Annotated in this window: 16 protein-coding genes; 8 read left to right on the top strand and 8 right to left on the bottom strand. The window is 71.6% G+C overall.

Going from position 1 to position 17101, the window contains the following annotated elements:
- Window positions 1–37 precede the first annotated feature (37 nt).
- Together MQV74_RS00255 and MQV74_RS00250 are read left to right on the top strand one after the other, a co-directional pair.
- The gene (locus MQV74_RS00255) at window positions 38–193 is read left to right on the top strand and encodes a hypothetical protein (RefSeq protein WP_242713935.1); all 156 of its coding nucleotides are present in this window, start codon (window positions 38–40) and stop codon (window positions 191–193) included.
- Window positions 194–692: 499 nt separating this feature from the next.
- Entirely contained in the window at window positions 693–2216 is a 1524-nt protein-coding gene (locus MQV74_RS00250) for a chitinase (protein WP_242713936.1), read from the top strand.
- A 23-nt stretch (window positions 2217–2239) separates the two neighbouring features.
- Here the strand turns inward: MQV74_RS00250 and MQV74_RS00245 are convergent, their stop codons facing one another.
- The 4 genes from MQV74_RS00245 to MQV74_RS00230 form a co-directional block, all read right to left on the bottom strand.
- Window positions 2240–2428 carry a hypothetical protein gene (locus tag MQV74_RS00245; RefSeq protein WP_242713937.1) on the bottom strand — a complete coding sequence of 63 codons (189 nt, stop codon included), beginning with the start codon at window positions 2426–2428 and terminating at the stop codon, window positions 2240–2242.
- Window positions 2429–2638: 210 nt separating this feature from the next.
- Window positions 2639–3385 carry an aminoglycoside phosphotransferase family protein gene (locus MQV74_RS00240; RefSeq protein ID WP_242728458.1) on the bottom strand — a complete coding sequence of 249 codons (747 nt, stop codon included), beginning with the start codon at window positions 3383–3385 and terminating at the stop codon, window positions 2639–2641.
- Window positions 3386–3491: 106 nt separating this feature from the next.
- Window positions 3492–4157, bottom strand: coding sequence for an MSMEG_1061 family FMN-dependent PPOX-type flavoprotein (locus tag MQV74_RS00235; protein WP_242713938.1), 666 nt, complete (start codon window positions 4155–4157; stop codon window positions 3492–3494).
- 210 nt (window positions 4158–4367) lie between these two features.
- Window positions 4368–5960 carry a hypothetical protein gene (locus tag MQV74_RS00230; protein ID WP_242713939.1) on the bottom strand — a complete coding sequence of 531 codons (1593 nt, stop codon included), beginning with the start codon at window positions 5958–5960 and terminating at the stop codon, window positions 4368–4370.
- 774 nt (window positions 5961–6734) lie between these two features.
- Between MQV74_RS00230 and MQV74_RS00225 the strand changes: the two genes are divergently transcribed.
- The 5 genes from MQV74_RS00225 to MQV74_RS00205 all read left to right on the top strand — a co-directional run bounded on the left by MQV74_RS00225 (window position 6735) and on the right by MQV74_RS00205 (window position 13060).
- Window positions 6735–7001: an acyl carrier protein gene (locus tag MQV74_RS00225; protein ID WP_242713940.1), complete on the top strand. Its 267-nt coding sequence runs from the start codon at window positions 6735–6737 to the stop codon at window positions 6999–7001.
- On the top strand, window positions 6998–8224 hold the full coding sequence (locus MQV74_RS00220) for a beta-ketoacyl-[acyl-carrier-protein] synthase family protein (protein ID WP_242713941.1): 1227 nt from the start codon (window positions 6998–7000) through the stop codon (window positions 8222–8224). The genes MQV74_RS00225 and MQV74_RS00220 overlap by 4 nt, the downstream gene beginning before the upstream one ends.
- Before the next feature lie 5 nt (window positions 8225–8229).
- A complete protein-coding gene (locus tag MQV74_RS00215; RefSeq protein WP_242713942.1) occupies window positions 8230–10446 on the top strand; it encodes an MMPL family transporter in 2217 nt (738 codons plus the stop codon).
- A gap of 184 nt (window positions 10447–10630) precedes the next feature.
- Entirely contained in the window at window positions 10631–11212 is a 582-nt protein-coding gene (locus MQV74_RS00210) for an AAA family ATPase (protein WP_242713943.1), read from the top strand.
- A 342-nt stretch (window positions 11213–11554) separates the two neighbouring features.
- A complete protein-coding gene (locus tag MQV74_RS00205) occupies window positions 11555–13060 on the top strand; it encodes an FAD-binding oxidoreductase (RefSeq protein ID WP_242713944.1) in 1506 nt (501 codons plus the stop codon).
- 227 nt (window positions 13061–13287) lie between these two features.
- Here MQV74_RS00205 and MQV74_RS41280 read toward each other — a convergent pair whose 3' ends face one another.
- Both MQV74_RS41280 and MQV74_RS00190 read right to left on the bottom strand, forming a co-directional pair.
- Window positions 13288–13833, bottom strand: coding sequence for a Clp protease N-terminal domain-containing protein (locus MQV74_RS41280; protein WP_374120558.1), 546 nt, complete (start codon window positions 13831–13833; stop codon window positions 13288–13290).
- Window position 13834: 1 nt separating this feature from the next.
- Window positions 13835–14077 carry a hypothetical protein gene (locus MQV74_RS00190; protein WP_242713945.1) on the bottom strand — a complete coding sequence of 81 codons (243 nt, stop codon included), beginning with the start codon at window positions 14075–14077 and terminating at the stop codon, window positions 13835–13837.
- A 751-nt stretch (window positions 14078–14828) separates the two neighbouring features.
- Here MQV74_RS00190 and MQV74_RS00185 point away from each other — a divergent pair.
- Complete coding sequence (locus MQV74_RS00185) at window positions 14829–15191, top strand: hypothetical protein (protein ID WP_242713946.1); 363 nt, start codon at window positions 14829–14831, stop codon at window positions 15189–15191.
- Between the two features lie 438 nt (window positions 15192–15629).
- Here the strand turns inward: MQV74_RS00185 and MQV74_RS00180 are convergent, their stop codons facing one another.
- A complete protein-coding gene (locus MQV74_RS00180; protein ID WP_242713947.1) occupies window positions 15630–16163 on the bottom strand; it encodes a GNAT family N-acetyltransferase in 534 nt (177 codons plus the stop codon).
- A 335-nt stretch (window positions 16164–16498) separates the two neighbouring features.
- The gene (locus tag MQV74_RS00175) at window positions 16499–16927 is read right to left on the bottom strand and encodes a DUF4331 domain-containing protein (protein ID WP_242713948.1); all 429 of its coding nucleotides are present in this window, start codon (window positions 16925–16927) and stop codon (window positions 16499–16501) included.
- Between the last annotated feature and the right edge of the window lie 174 nt (window positions 16928–17101).

The raw sequence follows: 17101 nt of genomic DNA, 5'->3' as shown, positions 1-17101 counted from the left end.
GCGCGGGCCGTTCACCCGGGCGGGGCAGCGTTGCGGCATGACCCCCTCCGGGCCGCCCCGGTTTCCGCCGTACCCGCTGCGCGGCGTTCGCGTGCTGCACCAGCGGCAGAACTGCGCGCCGCAGTTCGCGGGGATCACGGTGGACTTCGAGCCTGCGGCCGAGGGCTTCGTCTTCGAGGTCGCCAGGGGCTGAGGGTTGCGTACGAGCTTGCCGGGGACCTGCCGCGCTTCTTCGCGGCCGCGGCCGCGGGCATCGAGGAGCGGCTGCGCCTGCCCGGGCACGGGGTGGTGGTGGCCGTCCGGGTGGTGCTGCGGGGTGCCCGCGCCGACGCGTTCGGCTCGCACGAGCCGGCGTTCAGGGTCGCGGGCCATCTCGCCGTCCGCGAGGCGCTGGAGCATGCGGGGGCGGCGCGTTGGGGAGCAGGCCCCGGAGGTTGTTGAAATTACGGTCAAGCGGTACGGCCGGGCGCCCGGGGCGGCGGCCTGCGGCCCGGGGGCGGGCGGCCGTCTGACCAGCGGCCCCCGCCGCGCAGCCCCGCACGCGGCTGCTCCCGGTGAGAAGGAGCCCCGAAATTGGTCTAGTCCTCGCCTGGTCCATACCATTGACATGTCTGTGACCACAGGGCTACCTCATGGGGCAACAGCCGCGCGTCAGCCCCTCCCTGACGCCCCTTCACCCCTTAGGGATGGCCATGAGACGAATGCGTTCCCTCCGTGCCGCTCTCGCCGCGGCGGCCACCGCGGTGGCCGCCGCGGGCCTGACCGCGCTCTCCAGCGCCCCCGCCCAGGCCGCCACCCCGCTGCCCGCCCATGTCTTCGCCCCCTACTTCGAGTCGTGGACGGGCGAGAGCCCCGCCGCCCTCAGCGCCCAGTCCGGCGCCAAGCACCTCACGATGGCCTTCCTCCAGACGGCGACGAAGGGCTCCTGCACCGCCTACTGGAACGGCGACACCTCCCTGCCGGTCGACACCAAGTCCTTCGGCGCCGACATCAAGACGATCCAGGGCCGCGGCGGAGACGTCATCCCCTCCTTCGGCGGCTACACGGCCGACACCACCGGAACCGAGATCGCCGACAGCTGCACCGACGTCGACCAGATCGCCGCCGTCTACCAGAAGGTCATCACGACCTACGACGTCCCCCGGCTCGACATGGACATCGAGGTCGACGCCCTGGACAACACCGCGGGCATCGACCGCCGCAACAAGGCGATCAAGAAGGTCCAGGACTGGGCCGCCTCCACCGGCCGCCAACTGGAGATCTCCTACACCCTGCCGACGACCACCCGCGGCCTGGCGGCCGGCGGCCTGGCCCTGCTCAAGAACGCGGTCGCCAACGGCGCGCGCGTCGACGTCGCCAACATCATGACGTTCGACTACTACGACAACGCCCAGCACGACATGGCCCAGGACACCAAGACCGCCGCCCAGGGCCTGTACGACCAGCTCGCCAGGCTCTACCCCGCCAAGACCCCCGCCCAGCTCTGGGGCATGATCGGCGTCACGGAGATGCCGGGCGTCGACGACTTCGGCCCCGCCGAGACCTTCACCCTGCCCAACGCCACCACGGTGTACGACTGGGCGCTCGCCAAGGGAATCAACACGCTCAGCTTCTGGGCGCTGCAGCGCGACAACGGAAAGTGCCCCGGCGGCGGAGCCAGGGACGACTGCTCCGGCATCGAACAGGGCACCTGGGACTTCTCCCGTGTCTTCGCGCCCTTCACCCGCGCCAGCACCCCGCCGAGCGACGACTTCTCCCTGGCCCTCTCTCCGGCCGCCGCCACCCTCAAGGCGGGCGCCTCCGCCACCAGCACCCTGAAGACCGCGGTCACCGCGGGCACCGCCCGCACCCTCGACCTGAGCGTCAGCGGCGCGCCCGCCGGAGTCACCGCCACCCTCAGCCCCGCCTCCGTCACGGCCGGCGAGACCTCCACCCTCACGGTCTCCACCACCACGGCGGCCGTCAACGGCACCTACAGCCTCGTCGTCACCGCCACGGGCCCCTCGGCCGCCCACTCCACGACCTACTCCCTGACCATCACCGGCGGCAGCGGCAACCAGTGCACCGCGGCCCCCTGGGCCCCGGCCGCCGTCTACACCGCGGGCCAGCAGGTGTCCCACAAGGGCCACACCTGGAAGGCCAAGTGGTGGACGACCGGCGAGGAACCCGGCACCACCGGCCAGTGGGGCGTCTGGCAGGACCTGGGAGCCTGCTGACCCGGGCGGTGTCACCCTGAGGGTCAGGCCGCGCGGGTGTAGCGGTCGGCGGTGCCGGTGCGCTGGGCCGTCAGGCGGGCCTCGGCGGCTTCCCGGCCGAGCACCCGGCGGCGGGGCCTGGCGGCCTTGAGGGCTTCGCGTACGAGGCGGTGGTGGGCGGCTTCCTGGGCGAGCTCGGCGGCGCGGAACTGGTGGATCTCGTAGTCGAACATTTTCTTTTCCCCCTGGGTGGTGGTGTCTCGCTCTCTGCGATGACTCCACTTTCGTTTCCCAGGGGGGTGCGGCACATCGGGAAGGTTCCGCATCTTCCGGCGGGGCGGGGGCCTTAGGCATAGGAAAGTGCCTTAGCCCGCCGGCCGGGCCCCGCCACTGGTGCCCCATGGACAGGCCGGGGCCCTCGGACCCCGTCGGGGCGCGGCCGCTCACATGCGAGATCGCAGGACGTCGACCTCGCAGCCCGGGGCGAACGGGTCGAAGCCGTGCTCGATCAGCCAGCGGACCCCCAGCAGGCTGCGCAAGGACCACCAGGCGCGGATCACGTCGGGATCGGCGTCGGCGCCGTACCCGGCGAGGACGTCGTCGAGGTGTTCCTCGTGGCCGAGGGTGAAGGCGGCCAGGTCGTGCAGGGCATCGCCCTGGCCGGCCTCGGTCCAGTCGATGATGCCCGTGATCCGCTCGCCGTCGGCGAAGACGTGGGCGATCTGCAGGTCGCCGTGGGTGAAGGCCGGGGTCCACGGCCGCAGGGCGGCCTGGGCGACCTGGTGGTTGCGGGTGACCAGCTCGGCGGGCAGGAGGCCGTTGGCCACGAGCAGCGCGCATTCGCCGTCGAGTTCCGCCCTCACCTCCTCAAGTCCGCGGCCGGCCCTCCCGGTCCAGGGCGGCAGCGGCGCGTCGTGCAGCTGGCGGATGGCGGCGCCCGCCGCGGCCCACGCCGCCGGGGACGCGGTCGAGGGCTTGCCGAGGCGGCCGAGCGGCGCTCCCCGCAGCGCGGCGAGCGCGAGCACGGGCGGTCGGCGCCACAGCACCTCAGGGGTGGGGACCGGCGCCCTGGCCATCGCCTCGACTTCGACGTCGGTGCGCGTCTGGTCGGCGTCCACCTTGAGGAACACGTCGCCGACGCGCAGCGTCGCGCACTCGTGATGGGCGACGACGACCTTGACCTCATCGATATCCATGGGCGGCCAGTATCCCGGCGGTGATCGCCGATGTCGCCGGGTTTACTGCGCGCGACGGCGTGGCCGACCGGCAGGCCCTGGTGCCACGCCCGCGTCCGGTTCACTCGTAGCGCAGGCGCAGCGACTCCCGCTCGGCCTCCTCGATCTGCTCGATGGTCAGGCCCGGCAGGTTCAGCTGGGCCAGCGTCACCTCGGCGCTGGCGGGCTGGGCGTCGGCGGGCACCCACTGCTCCGGCTGCCACGCGTGGGCGCGCATCAGGGATTTGGGGCAGTGGGGGTAGACCTGTTCGACGTGTACGACCAGCGCGGTGACGGGCGGTTTGCCGACGGGCGTGAGCTGGGTGAGCAGTTCCGGGCGGGCGGAGACGCAGGCGCGGCCGTTGACGCGCAGGGTGGTCGGGCGGCCGGGGATGAGGAAGAGCAGTCCGACGCGTCCGGTCTGCAGCACGTTGTGCATGGTGTCGAGCCGCTTGTTGCCGGTCGCGTCGGGGATCACCAGGGTCCGCTCGTCCAGCACGGAGACGAACCCGGCCGGGCCGCCGCGCGGCGTCACGTCCGCCCTGCCCTCGGCGTCGGCGCTGCCTATGAACACCAGCGAAGAACAGCCGATCAGCGCGCGGGTCTGGTCGGTCAGGTGGTCGATCTCCTTGCGGACTGCGTTCGGGTTCGGCTGCGAGTAGAGCTCGGCCAGCTGAGCCGGGCTGGTGAGAGCGTCCGCCCGCAGGGCGTCGAAGAGCAGGCCGGTGGTACCCGTATCGATCATCATGGAACCGACCCTAGAAGACGACCGGCCCGGCGCGGCGCCCCGCACGTGATCGCGCCCGCTTGGCCCGGCCGCCGCGCCCTCCTTGTCCAGGGCCGTGCCGGTGCTCGCTGCACCCGCTGCGGGTGCGCCGGTCCGGTGGCGGGCCCCGCAGCGCAGGCGGCCCCGCCGGACGGATTCCGGCGGGGCCGCCCGGTGCGCGGTGGGCGCCGGCTAGCGGACGTCGACGTAGTCCTCGCTCCCGTAGTCCGCGTAGTGGGAGGCGTCGGTGTCGGTGTAGCGCATCTGCCAGGTGCCGTCCTGCTTCGCGGTGAACTTCTTGCTGAACGTGCCGTCGCTGAGCGTCTTGGTGCTGCCCAGCTCCTTCCACGCCGAGCCGGCGCTCTTGGCCTTGAACCAGACGCGGATCTTGTGTCCGGCGTACGGCCGCCAGGTGGATCCGGACTTGTGCATCAGGCCGCCCTTGGCGGTGAGCGTCGAGCCCTTGCGCACGCCCTCGGGCGAGACGCCGTCGTTCCACACCCGCGTGTACGTGCGTCCCAGCTTGACGCCGGGACTGTCCACGCCCGCGTGGACGAGGCGCAGCCGCCACTGGGCGCCCGAGTCGGCCTTCTTCGGCGAGGACGCGGTGAAGGAGGAGCCGTAGGCGGCCTCGAAGGTGCCGGTGCTCGTCCAGGACCCGCCCGCGGGGCGGTGGTCGATGGAGATCTCCGCCTTGGTGCCCGCCGGGTAGGTGCCCTCGGTGACGCCGAGCTTGCCGGTGAAGGTGACCTTGCGGTACTTGTCCACCGTGCCCTTGACGTTCGACAGCGTGCTGGTCTGGGGAGGCCGGGCCACCGTGAAGGAGTGCGGGGCCGGCGCGGTGAACCAGTTCGACCCGGTCGGCCACACACGCACCTGCCCGCTCTGCTTGACGGTGTACCCCGTGGCCAGGACGCCGTCCTGGCCGCTGACCGCGGTGGTGTCGGTGCCGGCGCCGGTGCCGATGCGCACCTCCTTGGCGACGGGCTTCTCGGTGCCGTCGTCCGCGATGCGGGTGAGCTTGCCCCGGATGGGGATCTCACTGCCGTAGGGGGCGGTGAGAGTGCCCGTGGGGGTGTCCACCGTGAGCTTCAGTTCCTGCTGGCGGAAGGGCAGGCTCAGCGACTCGTACTGCTCGTCAAACATGTACTCGAACTTGGTGGTGGCGGCGGAGCTGTACTCGTCGTAGTACTTGGTGGTGGTGAAACGCCCCTTCTGGTTCGTCCACACCCACCCCTCGCCGTGGGCCTCGCGGGCGCGGTAGTAGAGGCCCACCCCGGCGAACGGCTTGACCTCGTGGGTGTTCGGGTCCTCGGCCACCAGGGATCCGGACACCTTGGCGGTGGGGTGGTCGTAGGAGACCCACGGGTGGCTGCTGCTGAGGGTCAGCTTGGGGTTGAGGCCGTAGTTGAGGAAGCCGGTCGAACGCTGGACGACCTCGTCCGGCTGCCCTTCCCTGGCCACGACGTCGATCACGTAGGCGCCCATGGCGGGCAGGGTGACCGGCTCGGACCGGAAGACGTCCTCGTAGCAGTCGCTCGTGGCCGGGCACGTGTCGGTGCCCACGAGACGGACGCTGGCGAGGACCTCGGACCTGTTCTTCTCATGGATCTTGAGCGTGACGTCCTCCGGGCGGAACCGGGAGGACATGTGCTCGTAGGAGGCGTAGATCGTGCCGCCCTCCTGCACCGTCTCCGTACGGCCGCGGGAGTCGCCGTCCCCCGCGTGCGCCGCGGGCACGGCGATCAGCGTGGCAGAGGAGGCCACCAGGCTTGTGGCCAGCACTGCCGTGAACTTCTTCAAAGCTCCCCCAACGGGTGATGCCATCGTGTCGCGCGTACGACCCGCGGGGCAGGCCAATGGTTGTACGGACAACCAACTGCTTGTGCCGCCGCGGCCGCTGCCGCGTTGCTTCCGGCAAAGGATCCTGCGCACCTCGAAAGAGGCGGGGGAGAGGCCTGCCGGCCCGCATCACGGAGCCCCGGTTTCGGTTCTGTCATGTCCGGCGCGTTTCGTGTGTCCTCTCAATGGAGGAATCCGCGCGCCGGTAGCGCCACTTTCGCTCCTGCCATGGTCAAACTGTGCGAGGAATCCGGTTTCGACATGAAGTGATGGGAAAACAACATGCTTTGCTGCCCATCCGGTTCCCCCTCATGTGCCGTGCGGCGTTCACGGTGTCCGGGATCGCCGCCGTGAGCCCCGCCGCCCCCTCGGAGGCGCTCGCCCCCCGGCCGTCCGCCAGGGCCTGCCCGCCAGGCCACCTCTCATCCGCCCCCCGCCCGCTGCCCGGCAAGGGCGAGCGTGACGCGCGCACCAGGCCCACAGGAAGCCCCCGGCGGATGAGCGCCTGTGCGACGGCGGCCTGAGGCAAAAAGACCCCGCGCACACCACGGCAGCAATCACACACGCCACACTCACTGCCGCTCCCGGACGCGCGCGCTCCCGGACTTGTTCTCACCGCTGAGCACGGCGGGCGTGCGCAGGACGCCGTGCACGCCGGCGGCAACGACCGGCACACCTCACACCCGACGCCCCCCACCCATGCGAAGGAGAACACCGATGGAGCCCGTCTACGACGTGATGACCCGCCTGCTCACCGAGCACTTCGGCGTACCGAAGGACCAGATCCGCCCGGACGCCACCCTTGAGGCACTGGAATTCGACTCACTCGCCCGGCTGGAGCTGGGCATGCTCCTCACGGACACCTTCGGCGTGAGCCTGCCCGAGGACCGCGCGGACATCACCCTCGCCGAGGCGGCCGAGCACCTGACCGCGGCCGTCGCCGCGGCGGGAGCAGCCCCGTTGCCGCACAAGGCCGTCCGGTGACAGCACGGGACATGGCCGTCACCGGGCTCGGCCTGGTCACCCCCGCGGGGGTGGGCGTCGAGGAATCCTGGACGGGCATCTGCGCGGGCAGCGGCCTCGCCGCGCGCGACGAGGTCCTCACCGGTCTCCCCGTCGACTTCTCCTGCCGGGTGCCGGACTTCGACGCCGCCACCCTGCTCGGCCCGCGGCTCACCTGGCGCATCGACCGGTTCACCCAGCTCGCCATGGTGGCCGCCCGCCAGGCCGTCGCAGACGCGGCACTGGACCCCCAGGCGTGGGACGCACCGCGGGTCGCCGTCGTCCTCGGCGTGGCCGCCGCCGGGGGCGACACCTGGGCGGACGCCTACCGCAGCCTCGCCGAGGGCCGCCTCCACGCCATCTCCCCCCTCACGCTGCCCCGTTCCCTGCCCAACATGGTCGCCGGCGAGGTCTCGATGGACCTGCACGCCACCGGCCCCTGCCTCACCACCTCCACGGCCTGCGCCTCCGGAGCCACCGCGCTGGGCATCGCCCGCGACCTGCTGCGCGCCGGATCCTGCGACATCGCCATCGCGGGCGGCACCGACTGCGCCCGGGTACCGATGGGCTCGGCCGCCTTCTACCGGCTCGGCGCCCTCTCCCAGCGCCGCGACGATCCGGCCGCCGCCTCCCGCCCCTTCGACACCCACCGGGACGGCTTCGTCCTCAGCGAGGGCGCCGGCATCGTCGTCCTGGAGCGCCCGGAGCACGCCCGTGCCCGCGGCGCCCGCATCCGCGGCTACCTCGCCGGCTACGGGGCCTCCGCCGACGGCTTCCACGCCACCAGCCCCCGGCCGGACGGCGACGGCGCACGGCGAGCCATCCAAGCGGCCCTCACCGACGCCGGGGCCCAACCGGCAGACGTCCACCACATCAACGCCCACGGCACCTCGACCCCGCAGGGCGACCGCATCGAGGCCGGCCTCCTCGCCACCCTCTTCCAGCCGGGCACACCCCCGGTGACCTCCGCCAAGGGCGCCATCGGCCACACCCTGGGCGCCGCCGGAGCAGTCGATGCCGCACTGACGGTGCTCTCCCTGGAGCGGCAGCTCATCCCGCCCACCGCCAACCTCAACCAGCACGACGAAGACCTGGCCATCGACGTCGTCACCAAAACGCCCCGGACCCACCGGATGACGGGCGCCCTCAGCAACGCCTTCGGATTCGGCGGCCAGAACGCGGTGCTCTTCTTCCGCGCCGCATGACCCGCGTGAGCACCCGCCCGCGCCTCCAGCATGCCCGCCCCCGTCTGCTGCTGCTGCTCGCCGCCCTGGTGGCCGCCCTCTGCGCGGCCGCGGGCACGGGCACGCACGAACGGCTCGCCAACGGCGGCTACACCGCCAAGAACACCCCAGCGGACCGGACGGCCGCCCTGCTGGCCCGCGCCGGCGCGGCCCCGCCGGACCTGGTCCTGCTGGCCCGCTCCTCCACCGCACTGGACACCGCCGCCGCCCGGCGGGCGGGCCGCGCCCTCACCCGGGAGCTGGCCGCGGCCGACGGGGTGACCTCGACCCGCTCCTACTGGGTCACCCCCGACCCCCTGCTGCGCTCCCACGACATACGGGCCGCCCTGATCACCGCCGACCTCGCGGGCGACGACCGGGACGCGACCGCCACAGCCCGCCGCCTGGTGCCCAAGCTGACAGGCCGCCACGGGCCCCTGGAGGTCTCTGCCACCGGCGGCTCCTGGGTGAGCGTGCAGGCCGCGCAGGCGAGCGCACACGACCTCCTCACCGCCGAACTGATCGCAGCACCCCTGACACTGCTGCTCCTCACGATCGCGCTGCGCTCGCTGCTCGCCGCCCTGGTACCCGTCGTGATCGGCGCGCTCGCGGTCGCGGCCACCACGGCGCTCCTGCGGGCCCTGACGTACGCCATGCCGGTGTCGGTGTTCGCGATGAACCTCACCACGGCACTCGGCTTCGGCCTCGCGGTGGACTACGGCCTCTTCCTCATCACCCGCTTCCGCGAGGAGCTGGACCACGGCCGTGAGGTGCCCGACGCGGTGGCGCGCACGGTGCGCACCACCGGCCGCACGGTGGCCGCCTCGGCCTGCACCGTGGCCCTCGCGATGGCGGCACTGCTCGTGCTGCCGCTGCCGTTCCTGCGCTCCATGGCCTGCGCGGGCATGGCAGTGGCCCTCCTCGCGGCGGCCGCCGCCATGGCCGTCGTACCGCCGCTGCTGCTTCTGCTCGGCCGCCGCATCGGCCGCACCGGGCGCCCCGACAGCCCGCTGTGGCGGCGGGCCGCGACGGTGGTCACCCGGCGCCCCGCCCTGTACGGGATCGGCTGCACCGTGGCCCTGCTGCTGTGCGCGATGCCGTTCGGACACGTGCGGTTCGGGCTCATCGACGAGCGGACCCTGCCGGCGAGCACCGAGGCCCACGCGACGGGCCAAAAGATCCGGGAGGGCTTCGCCGCGCCCGCCGAGCGCACCCTCACCGTGGTCCTGCCCAAGGCCGCGGACGCCACGGCCTACCGGCAGCGGGCGGCCGCCCTTGACCACGTCGCCGCGGTCCGCCCCGCGACCCTGCCCGGACTCGGCCCGGTGCTGAGCGTCCTCAGCACGGCCGAACCCCAATCCGCCGCCGCCCAGCGACTCGTGGCCGGCCTCCGCGCGCTCCCCGAGGGCGCCCGGGTGGCGGGCCGCGCGGCGATGCTCGCCGACACCAAGGCGGCGGTGGCCCAGCGGCTGCCCCTGGCCGGCGCCATGCTGGCGATCACCACGTGGGCGATGCTCTTCCTGCTGACCCGCAGCGTGCTGCTGCCCTTCAAGGCGCTGCTGGTGGGCGCGTTGAGCCTGACGGCGAGCTTCGGCCTGGTCGTGCACATCTTCCAGGACGGCCATCTGCAGGGCGCGCTCGGCGAGTTCGCCGTCACGGGCGCCCTGGACCTGACGCTGCCCCTGCTCATGGCGGCCGTCGCCTTCGCACTCGCGATCGACTACGAGATCTTCCTGCTCTCCCGCGTACGCGAGCAGTGGCTGCGGGGCCTGAACAACCGGGACGCCGTGGTGGAGGGCGTGGCCCGCACCGGGCGGCTCGTCACCACAGCGGCCCTCGCCGTGGCCCTGGTCACCGGGGTGCTCGCCACCTCCGCACTGACGGTCCTGAAACTCCTCGGCACCGGCCTCGCCGTCGCCGTCCTCCTCGACGCCACGGTGGTGCGGGGAATCCTGGTACCGGCCTTCCTCACCCTGGCGGGCCGCGCCAACTGGTGGGCACCCGCGTGGCTGCCCCAAGGCACCCGGCCCCCAGACCCCGGCCGCGCAGAACACCACGAAGCCCTTCATGACGGCGGCGGCTTGCGGCGGGGAGGCGGGCGCGGCGGTGGTGGGCCGCGTGCTGAGTGTGGCTATCGGCGGTGGCGCAGCGACCGCGGGGCCGCGCTCGAAGCCGAAGCCGAGTGCCTGAAGCGCATTCGATGAAGTCAGCCTCACACCATCGAGTCAGAACAACACACCCAGCACAGCAACGAGTTGCGCCATCCCGGCACTGACCGGCGTCCCGATCGGCGCCCTTGACTGATTCTTCTTCATCAGCCGACAAAACCCGTCAGTACCCTCGGAGCTAACGTTCCGGCCGACAGCAGAGGACCGAAAGGAGCCCATTGTGCAGACCCCAGACACTTCCATGCCGCGACGGCCCGGCAGCCTGCTGCTGCTCGGCGGGCCACCGGGAGCCGGCAAGTCCGCCGTCGCCGACGCCCTCGCCTCGGGTGCCGAGCAGCCGACGGTCCACCTGCGCACGGACAGCCTCTACGTGTGGATCCGCTCGGGCTTCGTCCCGCCCTACCTTCCTCAGGCCCAACGCCAGAACGAGGTCGTCCTCGACGTCATGACCCGCGCGGCGTGCGCGTACGGGCGGGGCGGATACGACGTCGTCCTGGACGGCATCCTCGGCCCCTGGGTCCTGGCGGCATTCCGCACGGCCTGCCGACAGGACGACCTCGCACTGGCGTACGCCGTGCTGCGGCCGAGCCTGGACGTGGCCATCGCGCGCGCCACCCAGCGCAAAGGACGGCAGCTGAAGGACACCGACACCATCGTCGGCCTGTACGGTGCGTTCCAAGAGCTGGGTGCGCTGGAAGGCCACGTGGTCGACTCGAGCAGCCAGACACCGGAGCAGACCGCAGCAGACCTCGCCACCGGTCTACGGGCAGGCCGGTTCACCCTCGCCGCCACAGAGCAGTGACCGTCCTGCCGCTGCAGGACCGCGTGATCGGCGCCACTCCAGACCCCTGGCAGCAGGGCACGCGCCGTAGCGGCGGACCGTGCTGAGCACAGGTGCACGGACCTTCCGCACCCCCTCGTCGGCGCAGGGCCCACCCGCGCAGGCTCCCGCAGGCCCGCGTCGCACCGCACCAGCACGGACCGGCGCCCCGCTCCCTCCCACGCGCCCGCAGCAACCGCACGCCCGCGCGCTGACCCACCGTTGAGCCGCTGTTGATCACCCGATGCCAGTCTCCTCCGTGACGCCCCCGGCGTCGTCGTATCCGTACGACACGAGAGTTCACAAGAGACAAGGAACCACCAGGTGTCACAGCAGCAGCCCGGCCGCCGTACCGCGCTCAAGGCCGCAGGCGCCGGCGCCCTCGCCGTCGCCGCCGGTGCGGCGGCCGCCGACACGGCGACCGCCCAGAACAGCACGACCGCGACCCGAGGAGAGCGCGCTCTGGCCGCACAGCTGCGCCGCGCACTGCCCGACGAGCGGGTACTGGTCCGCGGGGACGCCGCCTACGACGCCGAGCGCGCCGCCTACCACCGGGTCATCGACCACCACCCGGCAGCGATCGTCGTGCCCCGCCACGCCGATGACATCGCCACCGCCGTACGCATCGCCTCGCACCACCGCGTACCGATCGCCGTGCAGGCCACCGGCCACGGCATCTCCCGCTCCGCGCACGGCGGGCTGCTCATCAACACCCGCCGGCTCAACCGCATCCGCATCGACCCCTCCCAGCGCACCGCCGTGGTGAGCCCCGGCGTGGTCTTCTCCGACCTCATCGACGCGGCCGCCGCCCACGGCCTGGCACCCGCCAGCGGCTCGGCAGTGGACGTCAGCGTCACCGGGTACACCAGCGGCGGCGGCCTCCCGGTGATCGGGCGCACCGTCGGCTACGCGGCCGACCACATCACCCGCGTCGACCTGGTCGACGCCAAGGGACGACGCCGCAGGCTCACCCCGCACCGCGACGCCGACCTGTTCTGGGCGGTACGCGGCGGCAAGTCCAACTTCGGCGTGATCACCGAAATCGAGACGGCACTCTTCCCCCTCACCCGGCTCTACGGCGGGAACATGCTGTTCATCGGCGGTGTGCCCGAACTCCTCAGGGCCTACCAGAAGTTCACCCGCAACCTCACCGAGCGGATGACGACCTCCCTGGTGATCGTGAACGTCCCCACCGACAGCCCCGCCTTCCCCGCCCCGCTGCGCGGCAAGACCCTCGCCAAGCTGCGCGTGGCATTCACCGGCGACGCGGCCGAGGGCGAGAAACTGCTGCGCCCGCTGCGCGCCCTCGGCCCCGCCCAGGACAGCGTGGCCGACATGCCGTACACCGACATCGCCAAGATCTACGCCGATCCGGCGGGCCCGATCCGCACCCGCGAGCGCGCCGGCGCGCTGCGGGCCCTGGACGACGCCACGCTGCGGCGCCTGCTGCGGGCCGCGGGCCCCGACGCCGACCGGCCCCCGATGGTCGTCGAGATCCGTCACCTCGGCGGCGCGCTCGCCCGCGCCCCGAAGCACCCCAACGCGGTGGGGCCGCGCGATGCCGCGTTCAACCTGTTCGTCGCGGACGTGGCACCCGATCCCGGCCAGGACGCCGCCCTCGAAGCCGGACAGCAGCGCCTCTTCGACATCCTCGGCCCCTCACTGACCGGGCACACGCAGCCCAACTTCCTCACCGACCACGACACGACCGCCACCCGGGTGCGCCGCGCCTACCGCCCGCGCGACTACGAACGCCTCACCACACTCAAGCGCCGCTACGACCGCCACAACCTCTTCCGCGTCAACCACAACATCCCGCCCGCGGCCTGAGCCCGAGCTCCCACCGCCCCTCGCGGACCGGCGGACGTCTAACGATCCGCGTGCTGCCCGTGCGGGCTCTTCGGCTGCCGCATCCACGCGGCCAGCAGCCGAAGCCGATGCGCACCACCGGCCCAAACCTCGCACCACGCCCAGTCGTGACGGGCTGTCAGCTCTGCAACCCCCGCCCTGTTCCCTTCGCGTCCCACACGCGGGGCGGCTCGTCTCCGCAGCCGGCGCTACGAGGCGCCCCCGGCCACGCGGGCCAGTACCGCCTCGCGCAGCCCCGCGCGGTCGACCTCCAGGGCGTTCAGGACGTCCAGGCCACGGCCTTCTCCTGCGGCCAGCAGGCCGAGCAGGATGTGTTCGGTGCCGAATCTGTTGTGGCCGAGCGCGTGTGCCTCGCTCAGGGTCTGTTCGAGGGCTTTCCTGGCGTCCTGGGTGTAGGTGGGCCGGGGATACTGGAAGGCGCCGGGGCCGAAGCTGTCGTCGGCCTTGCGCTGGATCTCCTCGACGTCGATGCCGAGGCAGGACAGGGCGTCCTTCGCGCCTTGCCCGCCGGTGGTGGCGACTCCGGCGGCCTCCAGGATGCGCAGGGTCTCCTGCCTGATCCGCGCTTGCCCGGCGCCCTGCTTGCGCAGTACCTCCCCGGCCGTGCTCCGGTCGGTGCCGGCCAGGCCGAGCAGCAGGTGTTCCGTGCCGATGAAGTCGTGGCCGAGGGCGATCGCCTCGTCTTGGGCCAGGGTCACGGCGTGCCGTGCGCGGTCGGTGAAGAACTCGAACACCCTACTTCTCCTTGCCTTCGGCCTTACGCCTGCTCGCATGCTTCTCGTGCACTGACTGCCGGCTGACGTTCAGCGATGTGGCGATGCTCTGCCAGGACCAGCCCTGTTTGCGGGCGTTGTCGACGTGGACCCGCTCGAGTTCCTCCAGCAGGCGGCGCAGGGCGACGACGGCCTGCAGTCCGATCTCGGGGTTTTTGTCGGTGACCTGTCCGGCCAGCGAGGCCGGTGTGTCCTCAGCTCCCATGTCTGTCAGGGTGCCCTGACGCGTAGCGAGTGTCAAGGGACCCTGACAAGCGGCGGCGCCGGCGCCGCGTTGCTGACCTGCGAGGCCAGCGCAAGGACCTCTTGCCGCTCGCCAGCTCCTCTCATGCCGTTCAGGGTGCCGACGCCGCTCAGGTCAGTGAGGGTGCCGCTGCCGTTGTCATTCGCCGACATGGTCGTTGCCGGGCCCGGCGGCTCCGGCCACGCCGCACTCGCCGCACTCGCAGTGCTCATCGGCCGGCATCCGGCACGGACTTGAGTAATGACTACTCAAGACATCACAAATTCACCGCCATACTCTTCCCTGTGTCTTCCGAATTTCCGCGAGAAAAAGCACAGCCAAAGGCCCTGCGAAACCCGCTGGGCCGGACGGCCCTTGTGCGCGGGGGAGTGGCTGTGCGCCCAAGTGATGGGCGCACAACCTGGTGGAAGATGCCTCGTGACACAGGAAATCCCTGCTCCGATCCCGGTGCAGGACTTGACCGCGAAGCGGCGAAGAGCGCGGTGCTACTACGCCGGATACTCATCCCGGGCACCTGAAAAAGTGAAAACTCAATCCTGGCCGGGCAGGCAGGCGGATTTCACGAGAAGTGACATAGCTACCGCGACTGGATCCTGGACATGCTGTGCCGCAGGCCAAAGAAATGGCCTAACCAATCCGAGGAGATTTCATGCGTCGACCGCTTTTCGGACGCGAGTCCATCACGTCCTTGAAGATCAAACCGTTAGTCGTCATGGCAGCGGCCAGTGCCGCTCTCTTCGCCGCGCCGACAGCGGCATCCGCCGCACCGACCGGCACCGTCACGCCGGTTACCCAGAACCAGGCCGCCCCCACCATCTCGGGCACCGCGAGCAGCGAGCACACCGACGCCGGCATCGCCGCCGTCTTCGACTGCCGGTACTTCAGCCGCGCACCGTTCCAGACGGTCCAGTTCACCTGCCTGGTGCGCTCCGGTCACGTCAAGGTGGTCGTGAACTGCGCCGACGGACGGCGTGTCTCCGGCCCCCTGCTGGGACCGCGCCCCAACTGGCAGACCTTCAACGTCAGCTGCGCGCCCGCCCGATTCACCACCTTCGACTTCTACACGCGCGGCTGACACATTCCAAAAAGCCCGACAGAACCGCAGTCCCCGCGTGGACCACCGCTCGTGCCGCACCAAGCAACGCGGGTCTTCGCAACGAGAACGAACACACAGAGGCGCGAAACTGCTACCCCGGCAGCGAGACAGGCACAGGCCCTGGCGATCAGGGAGCCGCGACGCTCCACGATCACCGGAGAGACCTGTGCCTGTGCTGCCATCAGCGTCGGCCTGGGCGACCCGGGCTGGCCCGGCGCCCGGACCAGAACCCGCTCACTGCCCACCGCCGGTCCCATCCGCAGCTCCAGCAGCACCTGGCGCTGCCCGCCCCCCAGCTGGGGCCACCTGCGTGCTGGTCGCACAGCCACTTGCCGGGGTCATCCCCTGGTCATCAAGCGCAGGGACGCATGAACAGCGGTCGGCTGCTGTCTTATGGTGATCGAAGGCGCGGCTGGCTCACGCCTGGAACTCGGTGAGATCGATGGCGTGAACCTGCAGGGGATAGGCGTACTCGGGATGCACGGTCTCCCGCTCGGGCACCATGCCGAGCTTGCGGACGATGTTCTCGGAGGCGTGGTCACCCACCCGGTTGATACTGATGATGCGGTCGAGGCCGCGGTCCTGGAGCGCGAACTCCAGCGTGGCGTGGGCGGCTTCGGAGGCGTATCCCTGGCCCCAGAACGGTGAGCCGAGCCGCCAGCTGATGGCCACGGCGGGCCCCACCTCCGGCAGGAACTCGGGCACGGACAGACCCGTGAAGCCCGCCAGCTCACCCGAGGCCAGCAGCTCGACGGCGAAGAGCCCGAAGCCCTCCTCGTCCCACTCCTCCTCCCACCGCTCGATTGCCTCTGCGGTGTGGTCCAGGTCGCGCACCGAGCCGTCATCGATCCAGCGCATGACCCGCGGGTCCGCGTTGATGTCCGCCATCGGCGCGAGGTCGTCGTCATGCCAGCGACGCAGGAGCAGGCGGGGTGTGCGGATCTCGGTCATGGCACCCATCCTGCCGAAGACAATGGCCATACCGGTAATCCGGCGCCCGGCCGCGCAGCCGCGCGGGGACCGCGGGGCAGCACGCTGCACAGCCGCCGCACAGCGGACAGCTGTCGCCCGATCGGCTTTGTTTCACCAATAAACGGACAGCAGATGCTCACCTCTACAGGAGACACCGGCAGAGCCGCACAGGCAGCAAGGCAGGACCTGAACCCCCACAGCGAGCGTTGAGGAACACAGCCCCCGGGCCAGGCGCGGCCCCGGTGACAGGTGCCCGCAGGAGAGCCTGCGGGCACCCGCCACCCCGGCCCGCCCGTCGAACGCTGAGAGCCCGGTCAGGCTGCCGGGGCTGGATGGGGTGTGCCGAGGTAGGGGAAGTCGGGGAGCAGGTCGGTGTGCGGGGGGATGTTGGCGTTGGGGACCTTGCCGCGCGAGAGCATGTCGATCCGGGCGGTCTCGACGTCGTCGGTGAGGGTGCGGCCGTTGGGGTAGGCGGCGGGCGCGGAGCGGTCGTAGCGCAGGACGTCCGGGAGAATGGCGCGCAGGGTCTGCTCGGCGTCCTTGGCGTCGTAGTGGCCGGTGTGTGCGAGGACCGCGGTCCACGGCTCGAGGTAGGTGTCCCAGTCCTGGGCGGGTTCGCCCGCGTTGTACGCCGCTTTGGCCTCTTCCTGGTTGAAGTAGGCCGTGACGGAGGGGTGGGCGCGGCGGTCGACTGTCCGCTCTCGTGAACAAAGCCACTCGATGCCATGCGCCGTGACAGCCATATCCCGGCGGCCCACCGCCGCACTGCGCACTGCGGTGGGCCGCCGGGCGCTGCTGCGACACGGCACGAGCCAGCGGCGTACCCCCGCGGAGGTGCCCGGCAGCCCACCGCACGAGCACAGTGGCGAGGCCGACAGTACTCAGCGCGGCTGTCCACTAGGCGTCGAAGATGCCGA

Source organism: Streptomyces sp. AN091965, from assembly GCF_022698285.1.
GTDB lineage: Bacteria > Actinomycetota > Actinomycetes > Streptomycetales > Streptomycetaceae > Streptomyces.
Note: the sequence above shows the minus strand (reverse complement) of the source record. Positions and strands in the feature narration are given on the sequence as shown.

What these genes read in the sequence shown, in the direction of transcription:
- MQV74_RS00190 (WP_242713945.1), bottom strand. Translation starts at nt 14,077, where the DNA reads ATGGGAGCTGAGGACACACCGGCCTCGCTGGCCGGACAGGTCACCGAC.
- MQV74_RS00185 (WP_242713946.1), top strand. Translation starts at nt 14,829, where the DNA reads ATGGCAGCGGCCAGTGCCGCTCTCTTCGCCGCGCCGACAGCGGCATCC.
- MQV74_RS00175 (WP_242713948.1), bottom strand. Translation starts at nt 16,927, where the DNA reads ATGGCTGTCACGGCGCATGGCATCGAGTGGCTTTGTTCACGAGAGCGG.
- MQV74_RS00255 (WP_242713935.1), top strand. Translation starts at nt 38, where the DNA reads ATGACCCCCTCCGGGCCGCCCCGGTTTCCGCCGTACCCGCTGCGCGGC.
- MQV74_RS00225 (WP_242713940.1), top strand. Translation starts at nt 6,735, where the DNA reads ATGGAGCCCGTCTACGACGTGATGACCCGCCTGCTCACCGAGCACTTC.
- MQV74_RS00235 (WP_242713938.1), bottom strand. Translation starts at nt 4,157, where the DNA reads ATGATGATCGATACGGGTACCACCGGCCTGCTCTTCGACGCCCTGCGG.
- MQV74_RS00180 (WP_242713947.1), bottom strand. Translation starts at nt 16,163, where the DNA reads ATGACCGAGATCCGCACACCCCGCCTGCTCCTGCGTCGCTGGCATGAC.
- MQV74_RS00245 (WP_242713937.1), bottom strand. Translation starts at nt 2,428, where the DNA reads ATGTTCGACTACGAGATCCACCAGTTCCGCGCCGCCGAGCTCGCCCAG.
- MQV74_RS00250 (WP_242713936.1), top strand. Translation starts at nt 693, where the DNA reads ATGAGACGAATGCGTTCCCTCCGTGCCGCTCTCGCCGCGGCGGCCACC.